Annotated in this window: 19 protein-coding genes; 11 read left to right on the top strand and 8 right to left on the bottom strand. The window is 47.8% G+C overall.

What is annotated here, in order from left to right; genetic code table 11:
• Positions 1-96: 96 nt before the first annotated feature.
• Positions 97-1419: a hypothetical protein gene (locus tag QXU03_03915; protein ID MEM2170887.1), complete on the bottom strand. Its 1323-nt coding sequence runs from the start codon at positions 1417-1419 to the stop codon at positions 97-99.
• Positions 1420-1719: 300 nt separating this feature from the next.
• Complete coding sequence (locus QXU03_03910; protein ID MEM2170886.1) at positions 1720-3315, bottom strand: ABC transporter substrate-binding protein; 1596 nt, start codon at positions 3313-3315, stop codon at positions 1720-1722.
• A gap of 83 nt (positions 3316-3398) precedes the next feature.
• On the opposite strand from QXU03_03910, the gene QXU03_03905 reads away from it, so the two are divergent.
• Genes QXU03_03905 through QXU03_03890 form a run of 4 tightly spaced genes read left to right on the top strand, consistent with a single transcriptional unit; the run spans position 3399 to position 7168 of the window.
• A complete protein-coding gene (locus QXU03_03905) occupies positions 3399-4409 on the top strand; it encodes an ABC transporter permease (GenBank protein ID MEM2170885.1) in 1011 nt (336 codons plus the stop codon).
• Positions 4409-5242 (top strand): ABC transporter permease, encoded by an 834-nt coding sequence (locus QXU03_03900; protein ID MEM2170884.1) that lies wholly within the window; start codon positions 4409-4411, stop codon positions 5240-5242. Before QXU03_03905 ends, QXU03_03900 begins: the two co-directional genes overlap by 1 nt.
• 4 nt (positions 5243-5246) lie before the next feature.
• Positions 5247-6206, top strand: a complete 960-nt coding sequence (locus tag QXU03_03895) for an ABC transporter ATP-binding protein (protein ID MEM2170883.1) — start codon at positions 5247-5249, stop codon at positions 6204-6206.
• Positions 6203-7168: an ABC transporter ATP-binding protein gene (locus QXU03_03890; GenBank protein MEM2170882.1), complete on the top strand. Its 966-nt coding sequence runs from the start codon at positions 6203-6205 to the stop codon at positions 7166-7168. Before QXU03_03895 ends, QXU03_03890 begins: the two co-directional genes overlap by 4 nt.
• Before the next feature lie 13 nt (positions 7169-7181).
• On the opposite strand, the gene QXU03_03885 is transcribed toward QXU03_03890, so the two are convergent.
• A complete protein-coding gene (locus QXU03_03885) occupies positions 7182-8504 on the bottom strand; it encodes a hypothetical protein (protein MEM2170881.1) in 1323 nt (440 codons plus the stop codon).
• Between the two features lie 369 nt (positions 8505-8873).
• Here QXU03_03885 and QXU03_03880 point away from each other — a divergent pair, with 369 nt between their 5' ends.
• The 5 genes from QXU03_03880 (at position 8874) to QXU03_03860 (ending at position 14173) form a co-directional block, all read left to right on the top strand.
• Complete coding sequence (locus QXU03_03880) at positions 8874-10358, top strand: FAD-dependent oxidoreductase (GenBank protein MEM2170880.1); 1485 nt, start codon at positions 8874-8876, stop codon at positions 10356-10358.
• Entirely contained in the window at positions 10355-10852 is a 498-nt protein-coding gene (locus QXU03_03875; protein MEM2170879.1) for a 4Fe-4S binding protein, read from the top strand. Before QXU03_03880 ends, QXU03_03875 begins: the two co-directional genes overlap by 4 nt.
• The gene (locus tag QXU03_03870) at positions 10831-11115 is read left to right on the top strand and encodes a (2Fe-2S)-binding protein (protein ID MEM2170878.1); all 285 of its coding nucleotides are present in this window, start codon (positions 10831-10833) and stop codon (positions 11113-11115) included. The genes QXU03_03875 and QXU03_03870 overlap by 22 nt, the downstream gene beginning before the upstream one ends.
• Positions 11112-12251, top strand: a complete 1140-nt coding sequence (locus tag QXU03_03865; protein ID MEM2170877.1) for an FAD-binding oxidoreductase — start codon at positions 11112-11114, stop codon at positions 12249-12251. Before QXU03_03870 ends, QXU03_03865 begins: the two co-directional genes overlap by 4 nt.
• Positions 12252-12589: 338 nt before the next feature.
• Complete coding sequence (locus QXU03_03860; protein ID MEM2170876.1) at positions 12590-14173, top strand: SLC13 family permease; 1584 nt, start codon at positions 12590-12592, stop codon at positions 14171-14173.
• 29 nt (positions 14174-14202) lie between these two features.
• Here the strand turns inward: QXU03_03860 and QXU03_03855 are convergent, their stop codons facing one another.
• The 3 genes from QXU03_03855 to QXU03_03845 form a co-directional block, all read right to left on the bottom strand.
• Positions 14203-14700, bottom strand: coding sequence for a 4Fe-4S ferredoxin (locus tag QXU03_03855; GenBank protein ID MEM2170875.1), 498 nt, complete (start codon positions 14698-14700; stop codon positions 14203-14205).
• A complete protein-coding gene (gene thiC / locus QXU03_03850; GenBank protein ID MEM2170874.1) occupies positions 14690-16036 on the bottom strand; it encodes a phosphomethylpyrimidine synthase ThiC in 1347 nt (448 codons plus the stop codon). The genes QXU03_03855 and thiC overlap by 11 nt, the downstream gene beginning before the upstream one ends.
• 100 nt (positions 16037-16136) lie before the next feature.
• Positions 16137-16646: a hypothetical protein gene (locus tag QXU03_03845; protein ID MEM2170873.1), complete on the bottom strand. Its 510-nt coding sequence runs from the start codon at positions 16644-16646 to the stop codon at positions 16137-16139.
• A gap of 197 nt (positions 16647-16843) precedes the next feature.
• On the opposite strand from QXU03_03845, the gene QXU03_03840 reads away from it, so the two are divergent.
• A complete protein-coding gene (locus QXU03_03840) occupies positions 16844-17293 on the top strand; it encodes an Lrp/AsnC family transcriptional regulator (GenBank protein ID MEM2170872.1) in 450 nt (149 codons plus the stop codon).
• Between the two features lie 49 nt (positions 17294-17342).
• The gene (locus tag QXU03_03835) at positions 17343-18140 is read left to right on the top strand and encodes an RAD55 family ATPase (protein ID MEM2170871.1); all 798 of its coding nucleotides are present in this window, start codon (positions 17343-17345) and stop codon (positions 18138-18140) included.
• Here the strand turns inward: QXU03_03835 and QXU03_03830 are convergent.
• Positions 18127-18453, bottom strand: a complete 327-nt coding sequence (locus QXU03_03830; protein MEM2170870.1) for a hypothetical protein — start codon at positions 18451-18453, stop codon at positions 18127-18129. The two genes, QXU03_03835 and QXU03_03830, sit on opposite strands and share 14 nt — an antisense overlap.
• The gene (locus QXU03_03825) at positions 18453-18683 is read right to left on the bottom strand and encodes a DUF5622 domain-containing protein (GenBank protein ID MEM2170869.1); all 231 of its coding nucleotides are present in this window, start codon (positions 18681-18683) and stop codon (positions 18453-18455) included. Before QXU03_03825 ends, QXU03_03830 begins: the two co-directional genes overlap by 1 nt.
• Between the last annotated feature and the right edge of the window lie 10 nt (positions 18684-18693).

Here is an 18693-nt window from a genome sequence, read left to right as displayed (position 1 = left end):
CATCAACTGTTTCCTTTCACATGGTAGGGATGGTGGTAGAATTGCTGAACTGCAAATGGTGGCTCATTCGAAGGGGCAGTTGTATGGACTAGAAGATCACTTCGATTCCCGTAGCGCCTCAACGAGTCTTTCAATGTACTCTAGTAAGTCCCCTGATAAAAGTGACCTTCCTTCGAACACTAGTGAGAGTACCTTCTTTAGGACGCGCTTTACATTACCCTCACCGAGGTTTTTTAAAACCTCGTTTACGTGTAAAGTAGTGATGCCCATTTCCTTGACAGCGTTAACGAGTTTCTCGGAGGCCTCTTTAACCATGTTCTTACTGACAGCGTTAAGTAGCAATTCTTCGAGGCTCCTATACGCACGTTCGACCTCTAATACCCGTTTAGCTACATTAACGTCCACTAGTTTCGCCAGATCGCTGGCAACCCCTTCCGAGACGAGGATGGCTACCGATTTAGCATCATAAAGGTACTTAACACTCATGGCGTCCGAGTAGTAGTCTGACTCGAGTTCTACTAGAAGCGGGTTTTCAGGATCACCCACATCCACGTACGCGATGTAAGACCTCGTGTCGAGTCTCCGCTTAACCTCCGCGTATAGTTCCTTTATCATCCTCGGCTTTACTAATTCCGGTGCCCGGTAGTTAACTAGCTTGTAAGTCTCACTCCAGCTATATAGTCTTCCTTCGGGGTCTCTCGCCATGAGCAGGTATAACTTGTATTTCTCCGTCTCCACGCCAATCGGATAAGGTGGCTTCGTAACGGCAGGCTCGGCTCCTTCCAAGACAAATGTAAATGTCCACCCACGGTAATTATCTAGCGCTTTGTAAAGGCCATCGCGTTCAGCTATAGCGTCGGCTACTATAACGTAGGGATTTGCAATAGTGTTCAACGGCTCTTCCACTAGTTTGCCTTTTCTATAGTACATGTTGTGCAACGCGTATCTCGTTGCAAAAATCCACCTACTAAGTAGTGGATTGTAATACGCTGTTAGGTGCCATCCGTCAATCCTCATAGAGACTTCTCGTGGAACCAGGTCACCGCACTTCTCTTCGGAAATACCAGGTGACTTAGCGTAGCTTAGCGGTTTGTTAAACGGGTAAGCTAGTACCCTTGCCGGTCTATCACCATCAAACTGTATTACTGTGCCGAAGGCGTGTAGCGCTAAGGGAAATACACGGAAGGGCGTGTTTACCTTCCAAGAGTATATACAAATGGACTGAGAACCGGCACTGCTGCACTTCTTGTCAACATATTTAGTAAAGACCTGCCAATACCTATTGAGCACCACCTCAAGCTTCCTCGTTGGTTGGCCAAGAAGCTCGCCCACGCGCCTGACCTCCTCTTCGCGGGGCTGGTAACCCTCCCGCTCGACGCGGTACACAAACTCCTCCACTAAGAAAACCCTATTGACCATAAGTGGGTGTCACCGTAATACGTTCACGTCTCGGAGGTTTTAACGTTATTTAAATGATCTACGCTTCGAAAGGTGCTCGACCTTTCCCAGCTTTTTGATGCGTTTTCTAAGAGGGCTTGTAGAGCTCTTTGCCCTATATGTACTTATCAGCGACTCCGGGTTGCTGAGACTTCATTGGGGTACATGGGGAGGGACTAGAGAATAGTGTAAAGCCATCCCCAACAACTGGGGCAGGAAACGTCCAACTAAACTAAAAACTACTTTGTTTAAAGTTTAAAAATGTCGATGTGAGGCTGGCGGCTAACCCGCCGGCTTATAGATCGTATAGTATGGTAATAGCATTGGTGGACCTACAATCACACCATGCACGTTCTTAGCATGCACGATCATCAAATTGCCCTGGAGTAGCGGTATGAATGGGACGTCATCCGCTAGAGTTCTTTGAACCTGCTCGTATATGGTTGCTCTCTCGCCTTTATCCACCTTGATCATGGCATTTCTTAGTAGATCATCGACGGTTGGGTTCGCGTATTGCGACCCCGTCCATTTGTTGGCCGTGCTCATTAGGAATGGCGTTAAGAAGTTGTCAGGGTCTATGTAGTCTGGATACCAGCCGAAGAGGCTCAGCATCATTCTGGCATTTCTAGCGTAATCCACGTAAGTTGCCCATTCGGCACTCTTGATCTCCACTTTAATAATGCCTGTGGCTTCTAGCTGCCTCTTAATCAGTGCGGCGACATCGGCTTCGGTGTCACCGTAGTGTGTTGGAGTATACCATAGCTCTATTATCAGCTTGTTTTCTTCACTGTACCCTGCCTGTCTTAGCAATTCTCTCGATAGCGTGATATCGGGTCCAGGCCCATACTTATCTTTGAAGGCGTCAATGTGACCCCACATACCTGCCGGGATAAGACTATAAAGTGGTGACATGGTGTTAAAGAACACCTTTTCGGCGATCTCCGTTCTATTTATTGCGGCTGCTATAGCCCTTCTAACGAGCACGTTACTTACAGGGTCCATTTTTACGTTTATAATGATGTACCTTATGAAGGTTCCAGGTATAGATTCAACGACGAAATTGGGGTTCTTTGAAAGATCTACGTAATCCTGAGGTCTCAGAGTCCTCCACGCGATATCGATCTCGCCGTTTTCAAGTGCCAGTCTAAGCGCTGTTGCATCTCTGTAGAACTTTATAATAAATCTCTTGGTCTTAGGCCGTTCACCGTGATAGTGGGGGTTCTCCTCGAGTACTATATACTCATCTCTCTTAAACTCCTTTATGCAGTACGGTCCTGCACCACCCCACATCGCATCGCTCACTATTTCACTGTCAGGGTAGCTTGGGTGCACTGTAAAGTAAGGAGGGGTTGCAGCAACTGCTAAGAAATAGCTTGCCGGGGTTTTGAGAACGAATTTAACGGTGTAATCGTCAATGGCAATCACGTCTTCAACGAACTCCGTAACAAGCCATGAAGGGTCTCCTTGAATGGTCATTACCCGCTTAATACTCCTTACGACGTCTTGTGCTTTAACCGGCTTCCCATCGCACAGGGTAACATTCTTCTTCAAGTAAAATAACCAAGTGGCACCATTATCGAGGACTTCCCACCTTTCAGCTATGCCTGGGACAAGCTCATCTGTTCCCGGCTTGTACTTAATCAAACCCTCCATGATGTTAGAGAGGACTTCCCAGGTGAAGAAATCATACGCATTTGAGGGATCTAGGTCGGTTACCTTGTCCGTTACACCCATGACAACTGTTTCCGCGTAAGCGGGTGCTGTTGGGGCGGGTGCTGGAGGGGCTCCTGGATAAAGCAGGAGCACAGCCGCGATCACGATGATCGCTATAACTACTATTGTCACAGCTATGAGAGGCCTCCTAGCCAATGCCCCCACCTTCGTGTAATATATTTATATATATAACTTAAATAGCTTTATGCAGTAAACTCATAGGGAGCACGGAGCTGGAGGTCGCAGGAATGGGGTTAGCGCGTTACATCTTAATTAGAGGACTACTGATAATTCCAACAATACTCATTCTCTACACTCTGGTATTCGTGGTTTTAAGAGTGCTTCCGGGAAACCCGGTACTAGCTGCACTGGGTACAAAGAACATTCCCGAAGAGCAGTTACAGGCTATTATGAAAGAACTCGGCTTAGATAAACCGCTCTACGTGCAGTACTTTGAATACCTACTAAACTTCGCTAAAGGGGACATGGGTAAGTCGATGGTTATACGTGGGAGACCTATCGCCAGCGACATACTGGATAGACTGCCGGCAACGCTGGAGCTCTCAATCTGGGCAATAATTTTCAGTATTGCAATAGGCGTGGGTATCGGTTACCTTAGTGCTCGCAGTGGAAACGAGTTCCTCAAAGCGTTTACTAGGCTACTTGGATCCACAGTCTTCGTGCTATTCATACCCGCACTCGGGCTCACATTACAGCTTGTATTTTCTAAGTGGCTTAATCTACTACCAACTGGCGGTAGGCTTTCCGCTGAAGTTTTCGTTAAGCCGATAACGGGGCTTTACACGATCGATACTCTCCTTCAACTAAATGTAATGGAGTTCGTCGATGCCGTAGCGCATATAATACTGCCAGCTTTCACCTTAGGATTGGTTATTTCAGGCCCATACATGAGGTTAACTTTGAACAACATGGAGCAGGTAATGGAGTCTAAGATCATAGTAGCCTACAGGTCTAGGGGGATAAGAGAGGAGCGCATCCAGCGTCATGCATTTAGGCATGTTCTAATACCCATAGTAACCTACACCGGGCTTCAATTCGCGCTCTTAATGGGAGGAGCCGTATTAACCGAGACAACGTTCAGCTGGCCTGGAATAGGAACATACCTGGTAGACAAGGTTATGTATCGCGATTACACGGCCATTCAAGCCGTCATCATAGTATTCGCGATCATAGTTGGGTTAACCAGCTTAATTGTCGATCTAATCTACGCTTTAGTAGATCCCAGGGTGAGGTACTAGTGCAACATAAGGGAGTGCTGATGAAGCTGGAGATCGTCAAGAGCCCGTACTTCCTAGCAGGGCTAACAATAATATCTATCTTCATACTAATGGCCCTCCTAGCTGATGTGATCTCTCCGTACTCACCGGTAGAAGGTGTGGGGCCACCCCTACAGCCACCTTCTCCGCGGTACTTGGTGGGAACAGATAATCTCGGACGAGATATGCTGTCTAGGATAATTCACGGTTCACGGATAATGCTCACCATCGTGATGATTGCAGTGTGTTTAAGCGGGATGGTAGGAACAATTATAGGGCTTATAAGCGGGTATGTTGGCGGAGTTCTAGACCGCATACTGTCATTTGTAATGGACTCTATCTACGCATTTCCACCTTTAATACTAGCAATAGCATTGTCAGTCGCGCTGGGTCCCAGCCCGCTAAATGCCGCTATAGCGATAGCGGTCGTTTACATACCCACGTATTTTCGCATGGTTAGAGGGCAGGTTCTAAGCATTAAAAACGAGCTCTTCATTGAAATGGCCCGGGCCCTTGGAATACCATCAACGAGAATAGTCTTAAGGCACATCCTTCCACACCTAACACAGACTTTAATGGTTGTTTTCAGCATGAACAGCGCAGACGCCATTCTCACGGAGGCCGCGTTGAGCTTTATGGGCCTTACCGTCCAGCCGCCCACGCCCGACTGGGGATTTGATCTTTACAAGGGCAGGGGGTTTATACTAGCTGGGGCATGGTGGATGCTCGTCTTTCCCGGCATCATGATCACACTGCTCGCACTGGGTTTTGCGCTTATAAGCGAGGGCGTCTCGAAATCGGCGTCAAGGGGGTAGAACATTGAAGGAGGTTCTAGAAGTAAGCGACCTCTGGATCAAATACTACACGTTGAGCGGGGTAGTGCACGCCGTTTCAGGTGCGAGCTTCCAACTTGGTAAAGGTGAAATGGTCGCCGTGGTTGGAGAGAGCGGTAGTGGAAAGTCTACATTGGGATATGCTTTGCTAAACATGGTTCCAAAACCCGGTAAAATTGTACGGGGGCAAGTATTACTAGACGGAGTAGACATATTGAAGCTGGGCCCGGAGGAGCTTAGGAGGATCAGAGGTAGCAAGGTGTCAATGATCTTCCAGGACCCGTTCACAACACTAGACCCGTTAAGGAAACTAGGCACTCAGTTCGAGGAATTCCTCATAGAACACGGTGTTGAGCGAGCCAAAGCAAGGGCCATGGTCAAAGAATTCTTGGTGGCTGTGGGCTTGCCGGAAAGAGCCATGCACTCTTACCCCCACCAACTTAGTGGAGGGCAAAAACAGAGGGTCTCGATAGCGATGGCAGTAGCACTAAACCCCGTTGTGATGGTCGCGGATGAACCGACAACTGCGCTGGATGTCATCGTTCAAAGGCAGATAATGGACCTGATCGACGACATCAGGAAGCGCGTAGGCACCTCAGTGGTCCTTATAACGCATGACTTGGCTCTAGCGCTGGAAAGGGCAGACACGATAATGGTGATGTATGGTGGCTACGTAATGGAGCGCGCCGATAAAAAGAGATTACTGGCTAACATGATACACCCTTACACAAAAGCGCTCTTTGAGTCGTTACCGAGAATGTCCCAGAAGAGAATGCCTAAATTCCTTCCCGGATATCCACCGGATCTGCGGAATCCGCCGTCCGGGTGTATTTTTCACCCGAGGTGTGCATTTGCACAGGAGAAGTGCAGATCAGTTGCACCGGTCCTAAACGAAATCGCGCGTAACCATTTCGTAGCGTGCCACCTCGCTGGTGGTGAGCAATGAGTACGATCTTAGAACTGAATAGCGTGGTTATGGATTTCGAGATCGGCGTGTTTGGAAGGAAAAAGAGAGTAAGAGCGGTTGACCATGTCTCCCTGAAAATCTTAGAGGGCGAAATCTACGGGCTAGTTGGAGAGAGCGGTAGTGGAAAATCTACGCTCGGCAAGGTCTCGTTGAGACTGTACAAGCCGGTGAAAGGAAAGGTAATATATAAAGGCAACGACATCACTAAAATGCCCGAGAGGACCTTAAGACCCCTGAGAAGTGAAATGCAACTAATACCACAGGATCCTTACGGTGCCATTAACCCCGTACAGACGATTGGCGAGGCCGTTGCAGAGCCTTTAATAACGCACTACAGAATCGATAAGAGCGAGGCCATGGAACGCGTCTACAAGTCACTAGAGGAAGTCGGCTTAATACCTGTAGAGGACTTCGTCAAGAGGAGGCCTCGCGAACTGAGTGGAGGACAATTGCAAAGAGCGGTAATAGCGCGTACGATGATTCTGAGGCCGAAGTACGTGGTCGCAGATGAGCCAACTAGTAACTTAGATGCCTCGATAAGAACATCTATAATACAACTACTACTGGAGTTCAAGAGAAAGCACAACCAGGCTATCTTATTCATAACGCACGACATCGTATTGCTGAGCCTTGTGGCCAACAGGATAGGCGTAATGTACTTAGCTCAGCTAATCGAAGAAGGGCACGTAGAGAGCATTGTGAAGGACCCCCTACATCCCTATACGAAAGCGCTATTGAGCGCAATACCGCTCGTTAGCGAAGAAATGGGGCTGGAGAAGGTGTACCTTAGGGGGGAAATAGGAGATCCCGCTAACCCGCCTAGAGGTTGCCGCTTACACCCGCGGTGTCCGTTTATGCTTGAGAAATGCTCCAAAGAAGAGCCGCCATTAGTTGAAGTAGAGGGTTCTCGGTTTGTTAAGTGCTGGCTGTACTTTAAGTAGGTGGGTATTCCCGCTAAGTTTCGGCTACCTTAACGAAGTTTATAAATTCCTCTGCTCTCTTTAACGCAAATTTAAATACTAAACGTGTCAGGCTCGTATCGTCTACAAATAGGCCTTTCTGCATAAGTGCACGTTTAAGTTCACTTAGTTCCGTTATAACATTGCTCGTATTAACTGGTCTAGTGTGCTTTAAGACCTCCTCGGCTAGGTCTCCGAGGCAATCTACGCACCCTATTCTTGCGTTATCAAATACCGTCACACCATCCATTTCCAGCTCGCTTTTAATGTACTCCGGTAGCCTCGGCGAGGATACGAGGTAGAAGTGCTTTGGCTTGTAAATAGACTTATAGAACTTTACTAACTGGGTTTCGGCAACCCTTACCCCCCTTCTCCTACCCTCAACGATTTCTTTTACCACGCTCGAGTCCACGCCAAGAACGTCTGCGAGACCCGTCCACAGCCCGGAAAGCCAACGCTTAAACCACTCATCGAATGTAAGCGTAGGGTTTACGGGGCCTTTGAGTTCCCGTGTTCTGATGAACCAGTCTTCTAACTCTTTACATTCAACGATGACTTCCGGCCTGAGTACAGGTATGTCGCTCGAGGAGGTGTCAACAATGTCGAGTACCAGCCCCGAATAGATCATAATGTCGGGCCTTAAGCTGGTATAGAACTTCCAAACCTGCTTTAAGTCCTTGAAATCCCTCCAGCCAAGCGGGCGTGGCGCCTCTAGGTAAAAACTAAGCATTCCTTTACCAGGTACTTCTACCACCAGGTTTGGCGGCATGATGCCGGTTTTTTGCTTACCGTGTCTATCGAAGTGCACGAAGCCGTGTTCAGGGTATACTATCCTTGCAGAGTACTTGATGAAGTGCTTTAAAATAGATGCTAAAACCCATACCTCGTACACCGTCCTCATATTAGACCTCATACTCGAATTAACGGCAGAACGGACCTTCGACGCGTAATCCTCTAAACTAAGCTTCCTACGCAACAGGTCGTACGTGTATAGCAGTATTTTCTTCTTCAAATGCTCTAAGGGATCCTTTGAAAAATCACCAGTTTCGCGCGGTAAGAGCCAACCGCGACCTCCGATGCCTGGTATTACTTCACCTAGTAGATTGGAGAGCTCTTTTACGGCGAATTTGGCTCTTTCAATAGCTTCTACCGTTATAAATGACAATACTGCACATTCACGGAAACCGTCAAGTTCCTCCTCACATGTAGCGTCCCTAAAGGATAGCCTTGCTCCCGGTAACACCTTAACGCACTTCCTAACCTCAACCAGCAGATCTGAGCACCGTTTAAGGGCACTTAAAACATGATCTCCAGGCAATAAATAAACCCCCGAAGCCGACTCTTAGTAATACAGTGCCTTAGCATGTAATTATATCTTACAGGTTGAGGGGCGCGCCCTTAACCATGCTTTTAAGGTTTACTGAAAAATAATAACTATGGTTATCTTGCTGGATGGTTTTGCTAATGATGTGGGCAGGGTTTGCCTGACCGGTGAAGATGCCCTCGATCACTGATCACCTTCCTACAGTTGCGCGACCTAAATGCTGAGAAGCACATGGAGGATCTTAACGATTGAATGCCGTGACCCAGCCTCTACCACTAGTAGGAAGCTTAAAAATTCCCACCTTGGTAAAAATAGGTGGAGCTATAATTCCAGAGGTGGTTCGAATCGCCGGTAGATAGGAGGATATACGAGCACCCCATTTTAACGTTTCATAGAGGTAAAAAAGTAGTATTCTACTTCGAAGATACCCCCGTTGACGCGTACGAAGGGGAGAGCGTCGCTGTAGCCCTTTATGCCATTGGAATAGACGTCTACTCCTGGAGTAGTAAGCTGGCAAGGCCCCGTGGACCCTTCTGCATGATTGGTAAGTGTAGCAGTTGCTTCATGGTAGTAAACGGTGTTTCAAACACTAAGACCTGTAAACTTCCCGTAAAGGAGGGCTTGAAAGTGGTGAGGCAGAAAGGTTGGGGTGAGGTGAAAACTATATCGAGCGAGGAAAAGTACGTCGAAAAGGAGGAAATAGAAACAGATGTCCTGGTAGTAGGGGGCGGGCCGGCTGGGCTCGAAGCAGCATTAACGGCTACTAGTTACGGACTAAACGTTGTTGTGGTTGACGAGCACTTCAAGCTCGGTGGACAGCTACTCAAGCAGACGCACAAGTTCTTCGGTAATGTAGAGCTTTTTGGCGGTATGAGGGGCTTTCAGATCGCAGAGAACTACCTCAAAAAGCTGCGCAATGCACCTGGCATAAGGATATTAACAGAGACGGCAGTTTATGGCGTTTTTAGAGGTGGCGTGGTAGGGGCTGTAAGCGAAAATAAGCACTACGTGATTAAACCGAGGTTTCTCATAGCTGCTACTGGCGCGCAGGAGAGGTTCCTAGAGTTTCCCAATAACGACTTACCCGGAGTCATCGGGGCCGGTGGCGTGCAAACGATAATGAACGAGTTTGGAGTAAAACCGGGAGAAAAGGCGCTAGTGGTGGGTTCTGGTAACGTCGGCCTCATAGTCTCATACCAATTACTGCAAGCCGGCGTCGAAGTGAAGGCCGTTGTAGAAATACTACCGGAGATCGGTGGCTGGTTTGTCCACGCAGCTAAGATCCGTAGGTACGGTATACCAATACTCACGAGACACACATTGAGATACGTGGAAGGGGATATGAGGGTTAGAAAAGCAGTGGTCGCTGCCGTGGACGAGAAGTTCAACTACGTGCCCGGTACCGAGAAAGAGTTTGATGCCGACCTAGTACTCCTCGCTATAGGACTTGAACCGGATACAAGGCTTCACGCGCAGGCCGGTGCCGTAATGAAATACGTACCTGAACTTGGGGGGATAGTGCCTGTCAGAACGCGCGATTTAGAAACAACTGTCGTCAACATGTACGTGGCAGGCGATTCATCCGGTATTGAGGAGGCTACAACAGCTATATTAGAGGGCAGGATCGCGGCTCTCTCTGTAGCATCAAAGTCCTGCGATACCTCAAAGGCCTCCAAAGCCCTAGACGAGATGGAAGGGATCTTGAAATTCCTGTGGGAGGAATACAGAGCTTCGCCGTTACTGGCGAGGGCTCGCAAAGGCAAAGAAACCGCTACAGTAAGTCGCGAAGAACTACGTGAGCTGAGAAAGACGTATCCCCCGCCAATTTCCTTTGGTGATTCTGTATGAGCGGGTACCGTTTCCGGGAAACGGGCGTGATCGAGCTAGACGAGCTTGAGAAACTGGGATTACTGCCGCCTCAGGAGAGGCTGAAGAGAGGCCCTGTAGCACTATTAGAATGTCCCGAGAAAATACCCTGCAACATCTGCGTACCTTACTGCCCAACGAAGGCCATAGAGATGAAGAGTATAATAGACCTTCCCGTAGTAGACTGGAATAAGTGTACTGGTTGCGGAATTTGCGTGGTCGTATGTCCTGGCTTAGCGGCATTTGTAGTTGATTTATCCAAAGAGGATGCTGACTACGTAACAGTACCACACGAATTCCTTCCAGTGCCGAAACGAGGAGACGAAGTTGTACTCCTAAACAAGAAAGGTGAACGCGTCGGCAAGGGTACAGTCATCCGTGTATGGGAAAGAAATAGGACTTACGCGGTCACGGTCCGCGTACCTAAGGGGCTAGGGATGGAGGTGAGGGCTATATGGGTGGAGAAGAAACAGTAGTCGTAGTCTGTAGGTGCAATGATGTAACATTGGAGGAAGTTAAAAAAGCGATTGAGCAAGGTATAGATAACTTCGAGCTCTTAAGAAGGTACTTGAAGCTGGGATTCGGCCCATGCCAGGGTAGAAGTTGCATTATGATAGCCGCGAGGCTGTTTGCGAGGGTTACGGGTAAAAGCCTCAGCGAGGTCATCGCGGATTTCCGCATTAGACCTCCTCTATTCCCAGTACCGCTGAGAAACCTCATAACCGGTGAAGAGGAATGAAGGTCTTAATCATTGGTGCCGGTATAAGTGGCTTATTCATCGCATACGAGCTCGCGAACCGCGGCGTCGAAGACGTAACTATCGTAGAAGCGAGCTATCCAGGTAGTGGTGCGACTTTAAGGAACGCGGCGTGTTTCAGGTCCTCGTTTACATCGCCAGAACACGTAGTTCTGATGAAGGAGAGCATTAAGAGATGGCTTGAGCTTAGAGATGAGCTGGGGTTTGAACTGTGGCAAAAGGGGTATTTGTGGGTTGCAAGGAAGGAGGAGACGCTAGATACGTTTAAGAAACTCATAGACTTTCACCACAAGTTCGGTATACCCACTAAGGTACTTAACGTAGAGGACGTTAAGGAGCTGGAACCGCACTTAAACACCAAGATCATTACCGGCGCGATGTTCGACCCTACAGCTGGTAAAATGAGTGTGCTGGAGAACTTTACCAAGCTCTATTTGAAAGTGAAGAGCATGGGCGTGAAGGTTATACCCTACACCAAGGTCTTAGAACTCGTAGCCGGGAACGGCGAAATAAGGGCGGCTAAGTCTACGAGGGGGACGCTGGAAGCCAACGTATTCGTGATCGCGGCCGCTGAGTGTAGTAAGGAAATTCTAAGGACCGTCGGCGTGGATGTGCCAATAGAGCCTATACCTAGACACCCGATCGTCACGGAGCCTTACGTTAACATTCTTAAACCGGCATTAATAGTTGACTGGGACACGCCTGGGGCACCGTACATAACGCAGACAAGTCATGGGACCTTCTATCTCGCGAGAGATATAACAGACGTGCCGGGAGCTTCTATATATTCGACGAGAGTGGACATATTCTCTAAAACTATTAAACCCTTGAGAGAGCTCCTACCGTTCCTCGAACACATCTACGTCTTGAGGTACTGGATGGGCTACTACGATATGACTCCAGATCACCACCCGATATACGGCCCTGTTGAGCCGTACATAAACTTGTACATAGCTGCCGGTTTCAGCGGTCATGGAATGATGATGGGGCCTGTGACCGGGAAACTAATAGCAGATTGGATTCTCAGCGGAAAACCAAGCATTGAAATAGCGAATAACCTGACGTTGGAAAGGTTCAAGACTGGTAGACTAGTAAAAGAACTGGCTGTAATAGGCTAGCCCTCCTTCCGCTGTTTTAGTAGATAGTACCTCGTAGTAGACTCCTACGTCATTTGCCCCTGGACGTACGTTTATGTTCTCTTAAATGCCCTTTCATGTTCAGGTTCAGGGACTTCCACCCCACTCACGTGGACTTCGGCGTCTACGTAAAGTAGTATAGTATTCTTCATTAGAGAGCTAGATCTTCTACTTCGTAGACTGGGTGTGGGTTACCGCCTTACTTAATCACCGGAAGACCGTGCTCTCAAAAACCAAACCTTGTTATTTTTAAACACCTCTTGCCGATAGAGACACAACTGGTAACCAGTAATGGTTACGTGATTGTTAAAGTGATTAAGATGAGGCGCCTATTTCGCGTCTTTAACAACACGCTCGTCGGAGACTTAATTAAGGTCTTGTGGTCTAGGCTCCGTGAAGACCGTATATTAGATGCGCTGGCCCTGCTCTTAATCGCGTTCGCAGCATCGTTGACTATTTTAAAGGCTATCAGTATAGAGCCTAGCGGCGTCGGGCAGAGGCTCATATCCTATTGGTGTCAGTTGCGAGAAGCGCACAAAGATGGCTGTCTGCAATTGTTTTACTCACAACATACCACTCTAGAACAAGCGCTCTCGTTCTCGTTATTCATAACGGTGATAGCCTTAACGGCCATATCCATGAAACTAAGGTACTTCGCTGCAACCATTGCAGTATTTGCACTGGTATTCTTAGGGGTCGTACCACCACAAGAACTAATTGCCGGCGTAGAGTGGAAGTTAATACTCTTCTTGATCGGCAGCATGATCTTCGCTTACGTACTGAGGTCTTTAGGGGTGTTCAGGTTAATTGCGCTCACGATAATGCGTACAAGTAGAGGATCACCGACGATCTTCCTGACAATGCTCTTGACAATATCGTGGTTTCTAGCACTTGCGGTTGACGAGGCTACAAGTATAATATACGTCATAGCGCTACTTCTAGATTTCAAGAAGCTTACAGGCAGGGATATTACGCCATTTATTGTACTGGCTGTGCTGGCAACCAACACTGGTAGCATGGCCATGCCCATTGGAAACCCCATAGGCATATATTTAGCCTTTACCGCTGGATTGCACGCAGAGGATTTCGCCAGGGTAGCGTTACCACTTTCACTAGTAACCCTCCTACTACTAGTAGTGGTTAGCAGACTGCTGCTAGGCCAGCGCATCAGGGAATTGATCGAGTCCATTAAGCCCGAGAAAGTAGAAGTGGTTTTCACGGAGTTCTACACAAGGGTGGATAGACGCGGCAGGGTGCACATATTCTATGGGCTAGCATTACTTGTAATGTTCCTATTAACGGTATCCTTTAGTAGCGTTTTAGCGAGCGGCCTCTCAAGCATTTATGGGCACTTAATAGAGCCTCACGCGTTTCTCTCGTTTATACCATACGTATTTATATTCCTCTCACTATGGGTATACGAACCCGAGAAGCTCGAAGTAGCCCTATTAAAGGGTGTTGAGTGGCCGTCCCTGTTCTTCTTCATAGCACTCTTCATGCTCGGACACTCACTACTCTGGACCGGGGTGGCCATGAAAATAGCATACTTGATTAGCATATTATCATCGCATCTAGGAGGGCTCGCCATGAGTGAAATACTCCTAGTTACAACGGCTTCAACTAGCGCGTTTCTAGATAACTTATCTGTCATAGTAGCGTTTACGCCCGTAGCAGACGGCCTGGTAGCCATGGGAATCTCGAGGTCGGTATACTGGGTGTTGCTATATGGTGGTACGCTCGGCGGAAACTTCACGCCAATAGGGTCTACAGCGAACATCGTGGCTATAGGTCTTTGCGAAAAGGCCAAGGTAAGAGTTACGTGGAGTAGCTGGTTCAGAGTAGCCTTTATACCGACAATACTACAGCTACTCGCCGCCTGTGCGTGGGCTACGTTCTTGAGGTAGGATTGAAGCTAGGCAAGACGCGAATATGGCTACCCCAGTTTCCTCGATAAACTGTACTCCTTGCTGTACCTACCCAGCTCGTCTAGCACTTCGGGATGCCTTTCCACGACAGCGTTTACCACGCTAAGATACCTCGCTACCCTCACGGCGTCAGGAGATATTTGTTTAAGCTCCTTTCCGTTTAAGACCACGTAGTGCTCCCTTTCAACCTTCTCGCCCAAAATGTACTCGGCTTCGTTTACAGATGCTTGTAACGCGAAACAATGGGGACTGCCATCAATAGTGACTACCGTGAGTTTTTTCGGCTTCATAGACCTGATCATGCTTGCAAGCTTGCCGTAGTGAGTGGCGTTTTCTCTCTCGGGACAGGCAAATAAGACTACCTTACCTTCTGACAGCTTTCTATACAGCTCTGGGTTAACCACGGGCAGACACGCAGAAACTACGAGAATCTCCGCATCCTTTAGCAGAGGTGTTTTAACCCAGGTACTCCAAAGCCAAGACTCGCCATGCTGATTACAGCTCAAAGAGACCACCTTGATACCTATCTAGTAACTCGTTCAAACCTGGCCCCCTCCTGTCCTTCGTGTATTTATCTAGTATCAAGAATACGCAGTATTGACCGCACATAGTACACGACTTCAACGTTGCCCCGCCAAACTGGTCTCTGATTTTCACGGCTTTCGCAGGGTCTAAAGAGTACTTTAATTGCTTCTCCCAGTCTAATCTCGCCCTTGCAATACTGACTTCGACGTCCTTCATAGCGGCCTTTCTGCCGAGCTTTACTAAGTCGCCTGCATGAGCGGCTATTTTTGACGCTATTAGTCCTTCCTTAACCTCTTCAACGCTCGGTAAGCCAAGATGCTCTGTAGGTGTAAGGTAGCATATCAGGTCCGCTCCCACGGCAGCCGCTATTGCGGCGCCTATGGCCGCGGCTACGTGGTCATAACCAGTTGCTACGTCCGTTACTAGTGGTCCTAAAACGTAGTACGGTAAACCACCGGACAGGCTTTTCATGAGCCTAATATCTGCTGTAATTTTATCCATGGTCATGTGGCCGGGACCCTCAATCATTACTTGGACACCGCTTTCCACGGCGCTTCGTGCCAGCTTCGAGTTCATTACAAGCTCTGATATTTGCAATTCGTCGTGTGCGTCGGCTGTACAACCTGGTCTTAAAGCGTCGCCGAGACTTATCGTAGCATCATAATCCCTAAACAGCTCCAAGACGCGATCCCACTGAGAGTAATAGGGGTTCTCTTTTCCGGTCTCCATGATCCACGCCGCGATCATCGACCCTCCGCGGCTAACAACGGGCATTAGCCTGTTGCCCTTCAAAGCCTTTACCGCGAGGTCTCGCGTTATAGCAGCATGTATTGTCATGAAGTCTACTCCATCACGCAGGTGGCGCTCTACTATTTCGAGAAACCAGTCTTCAGGTATACTCGCTACGTTACCATACTTCTTTACACCGTAAATCCAAGCTTGGTACACCGGTACTGTTCCGAAGGGCAGGCCTCCGGAAGCCTTTATGAGCCTTCTTCTGATTTCATCGAGGTCTCCACCAGTACTTAGGTCCATTAGAGTATCCGCTCCGTACTCAATTGCAACTTTGACTTTTGCGAGCTCTAAACTGGGATCTACGTAGACGCCACTAGTACCGACATTGACGTTGACCTTTGTGGAGAGCCCTTCGCCTATGGCGACTACTTTAGCCTTTTTCTTAGTGCTATTTCTAGGTATAATTACTCTACCAGAAGCAACGCGCCTTCTCAAAACTTCATATTCTACATCCTCTGCTTTAGCGACTTCAAGTAAGATGTCCACTTGTGAAGACGAGCGGGCGTCCACTATGAGGCCCAAAACCGTACACCAATTACATCGATTGAAAAACAGGTTTTAAACACTAGATAACGCAGTTATCAATAAAATTGAAGAGACCGCGTCGCTTCCGGCCTTTACTTCACTGCTTCGTAAACTCCGTTAGTATTCTGAGCAGTTCATCGAGCTTCTTCACTCCACTATACTCTTCTTTCTTCTTGATTTCGTTGTTAACTACTCGTAAAAGTATCGTTGTAGGTGAAGCATGTACATCGAACTTTTTAAACGTCTCGCTCGCCGCTTCTGAAGCGCATTCTCTCGCAAACCAGTCACAAAGTACAATTATATAGTTCACTTCCGAGAACATCTTACCGAAAATCTTGACGAAAGGAAACCAGAAGTTATCGTACGACCGGCAGGCGGGGCACCTTGCATTGTCGAAGTACACCATGTAGTAGCCATCGCCCCAGGGAATGCTCGAATCGCCTGTAACCTGCCTTAAGACCCACTTCTCTTTTTTAAAGTCGTAGATATATATGCCGTGCGGGGAATCCGGTTCCACCTTATCGAGCTCTAAGCCTTCTTTGCCCTTCTTCTTACTCATATCACTTGTAAGCATCTTCTTTAACAGTTCAAGCACATCCTTCTCCACTTACAACACCAACCTATTACTAGACAAATGCTTTAGAAATAAAGATATTTAAAACGTACCTGTACCCAGTGTAGTGCACAGATAAACGAGGCGCAGTAGCGCCTACAGGGTGGCGAACTTCGGGTTAGTATTTCAAGAACGTAAGGTTTAATAAACTGTTCTCTAAATAGCTATTACTGAATTAGGTGGTTTAGGAAATGTCTGGCTTAGTGCTAGATGAGATCGACAAGACTATTATAAAGGAGCTCGTAAAAAACGCTAGGATAACTTACCGTGAGCTCGCAAAATCAGTCAATCTAACTGACGTAGCAGTAATCAAGAGGGTTAAGAAGCTTGAAAAGAACAGTGTAATTAGGAAATACACTACAATAGTTAACCCGCTGGCACTGGGTTTCACCAAGGTAAGCTTCACGGGGATAAACGTGAAGCCCGAAAGACTGTTCGACGTCGTTAAATACCTCAAAGAAAAAGACTACGTCAAGTACCTTGCGCTAACTACTGGGGACCACGACATAATGGTTACTATATGGGCACGCTCCGCTGAAGACTTAGAGAAGATACACGATGAAATACGTAATTTTGAGGGAGTGGTGTCCGTCTACCCGATGATCGTCTCGGAAGTAATCAAGGATGAAATGTACACCTAGTAGGTTAAAATACCGGTGAGCGCATTAAGTTAAGCCCGGTGGCGCGCCGTTGCTGGAAGCGGGTTCTCAACCCCTTACTGTACAATCCGTGTTCAGATTTACGCAGGATTTGTTTAAGTACCTGCTACCCCACGGCATACCCAGAAACTCACTCGTTGTTATGGCTGGTGAAGGGGGCTCGGGTAAGTCCGTCATACTCGTACACCTCGTAAAGGACTTCCTGCTTGCCGGTGAACCAGTGATCTACGTAGCGCTAGACGACGATCCCCAGACAGTGCTAAGCCAGTTGCTGTCCTTCGGCATCGATGCACGTGCTTTTTGCGAGAAGAAACAATTAGTAATCATTGACGGCTTCAGCTACCTTGCTAAGCTGAGACGGCAGCAATTCTGCGTCGAAGAGGAGGTAACCCCCGAAAACCCGGATACCATAGTTTCCGCCGTCAGCAGGGTCGTTGAGAAATATAACATAGCAGATAAGGGCCTCGTAATCATAGACTCGCTCAACGAGATCATCGTCATCTTAGACCCGACTCGGTTCGTGAAGTTCGTTAAGGCAATAAGAGCTAGTTTCTCGAAATCGCGTAGCATACTAACAATCGTGACATTGCACACGTCTACGGAGAGCTTTAAGGAATACCTGCTAACGGTAGAGCACCTAGTTGATGGGGTTCTAGAAACAGGGAGCATACCAGGCGAGCTGGCTCAGCAACTACCTATATTTGTGAGGCAGATATCCGTTAAGAAGATGAAAGGAGTAGATAGTAAGCCAGGCTGGATACTTTACGGAATAGATCACGAGGGCTTAAAGCCGGTAATGCTCAGAATCACTGGTCCTAGTAAACAATAGTGCGCTCAGACCTTGTAACAAGCGCTATGGCTTTTTCATAAGACTTCTTGGCGAGCTCAACAGGGCTCTTTGAGAAAGCGTATAGTCCAAGGGGGGAGTACTCTGCTTCTTTGCAGCTAAGCGAGGAAAGGTCGTCTTCGGGAATTATCTTTACGTAGTAGTACTCAGCATGGCTTTCTTTGAGGCAGAAGAGTAAGCGTTTACCAAGTATTTCCGCGACTAGGAGAATGTAACCGCCTTCTCGCTCACGAATAACCCTTCTAGCTTTTTCGCTTAGTACACGAGTAAACTCCTCAACCAACATAATCGCCACTAAATGGTGTATAGCTGGTTTCTCAGCTCTTCTGGCAGGGCTTCTTCGCCGACTATAATGGCTTTTTGAGGTGGGTTCCGGGTCTTTAAGCCTATAACGACGTACCTCGAGGGGTCTCCTACGTCGGCTTGTTCTATTTTAGAACCGAACCTTATGTTCAGTACACGTACTTTCACGTACCACCCATCACTTCTTTTAACGTATATGTACTTCTTGTGCTTTAAGCCCATATATGACACC

The sequence above is a fragment of the Desulfurococcaceae archaeon genome, from assembly GCA_038845865.1.
Lineage (GTDB): Archaea > Thermoproteota > Thermoprotei_A > Sulfolobales > Desulfurococcaceae > UBA285.
Note: the sequence above shows the minus strand (reverse complement) of the source record. Positions and strands in the feature narration are given on the sequence as shown.

Excerpts from the sequence above, each read along its gene's own strand:
- QXU03_03870 (MEM2170878.1), top strand. The coding sequence starts at position 10,831 with ATGGGTGGAGAAGAAACAGTAGTCGTAGTCTGTAGGTGCAATGATGTA.
- QXU03_03860 (MEM2170876.1), top strand. The coding sequence starts at position 12,590 with ATGAGGCGCCTATTTCGCGTCTTTAACAACACGCTCGTCGGAGACTTA.
- QXU03_03865 (MEM2170877.1), top strand. The coding sequence starts at position 11,112 with ATGAAGGTCTTAATCATTGGTGCCGGTATAAGTGGCTTATTCATCGCA.
- QXU03_03875 (MEM2170879.1), top strand. The coding sequence starts at position 10,355 with ATGAGCGGGTACCGTTTCCGGGAAACGGGCGTGATCGAGCTAGACGAG.
- QXU03_03840 (MEM2170872.1), top strand. The coding sequence starts at position 16,844 with ATGTCTGGCTTAGTGCTAGATGAGATCGACAAGACTATTATAAAGGAG.
- QXU03_03905 (MEM2170885.1), top strand. The coding sequence starts at position 3,399 with ATGGGGTTAGCGCGTTACATCTTAATTAGAGGACTACTGATAATTCCA.
- QXU03_03825 (MEM2170869.1), bottom strand. The coding sequence starts at position 18,683 with ATGGGCTTAAAGCACAAGAAGTACATATACGTTAAAAGAAGTGATGGG.
- QXU03_03915 (MEM2170887.1), bottom strand. The coding sequence starts at position 1,419 with ATGGTCAATAGGGTTTTCTTAGTGGAGGAGTTTGTGTACCGCGTCGAG.
- QXU03_03890 (MEM2170882.1), top strand. The coding sequence starts at position 6,203 with ATGAGTACGATCTTAGAACTGAATAGCGTGGTTATGGATTTCGAGATC.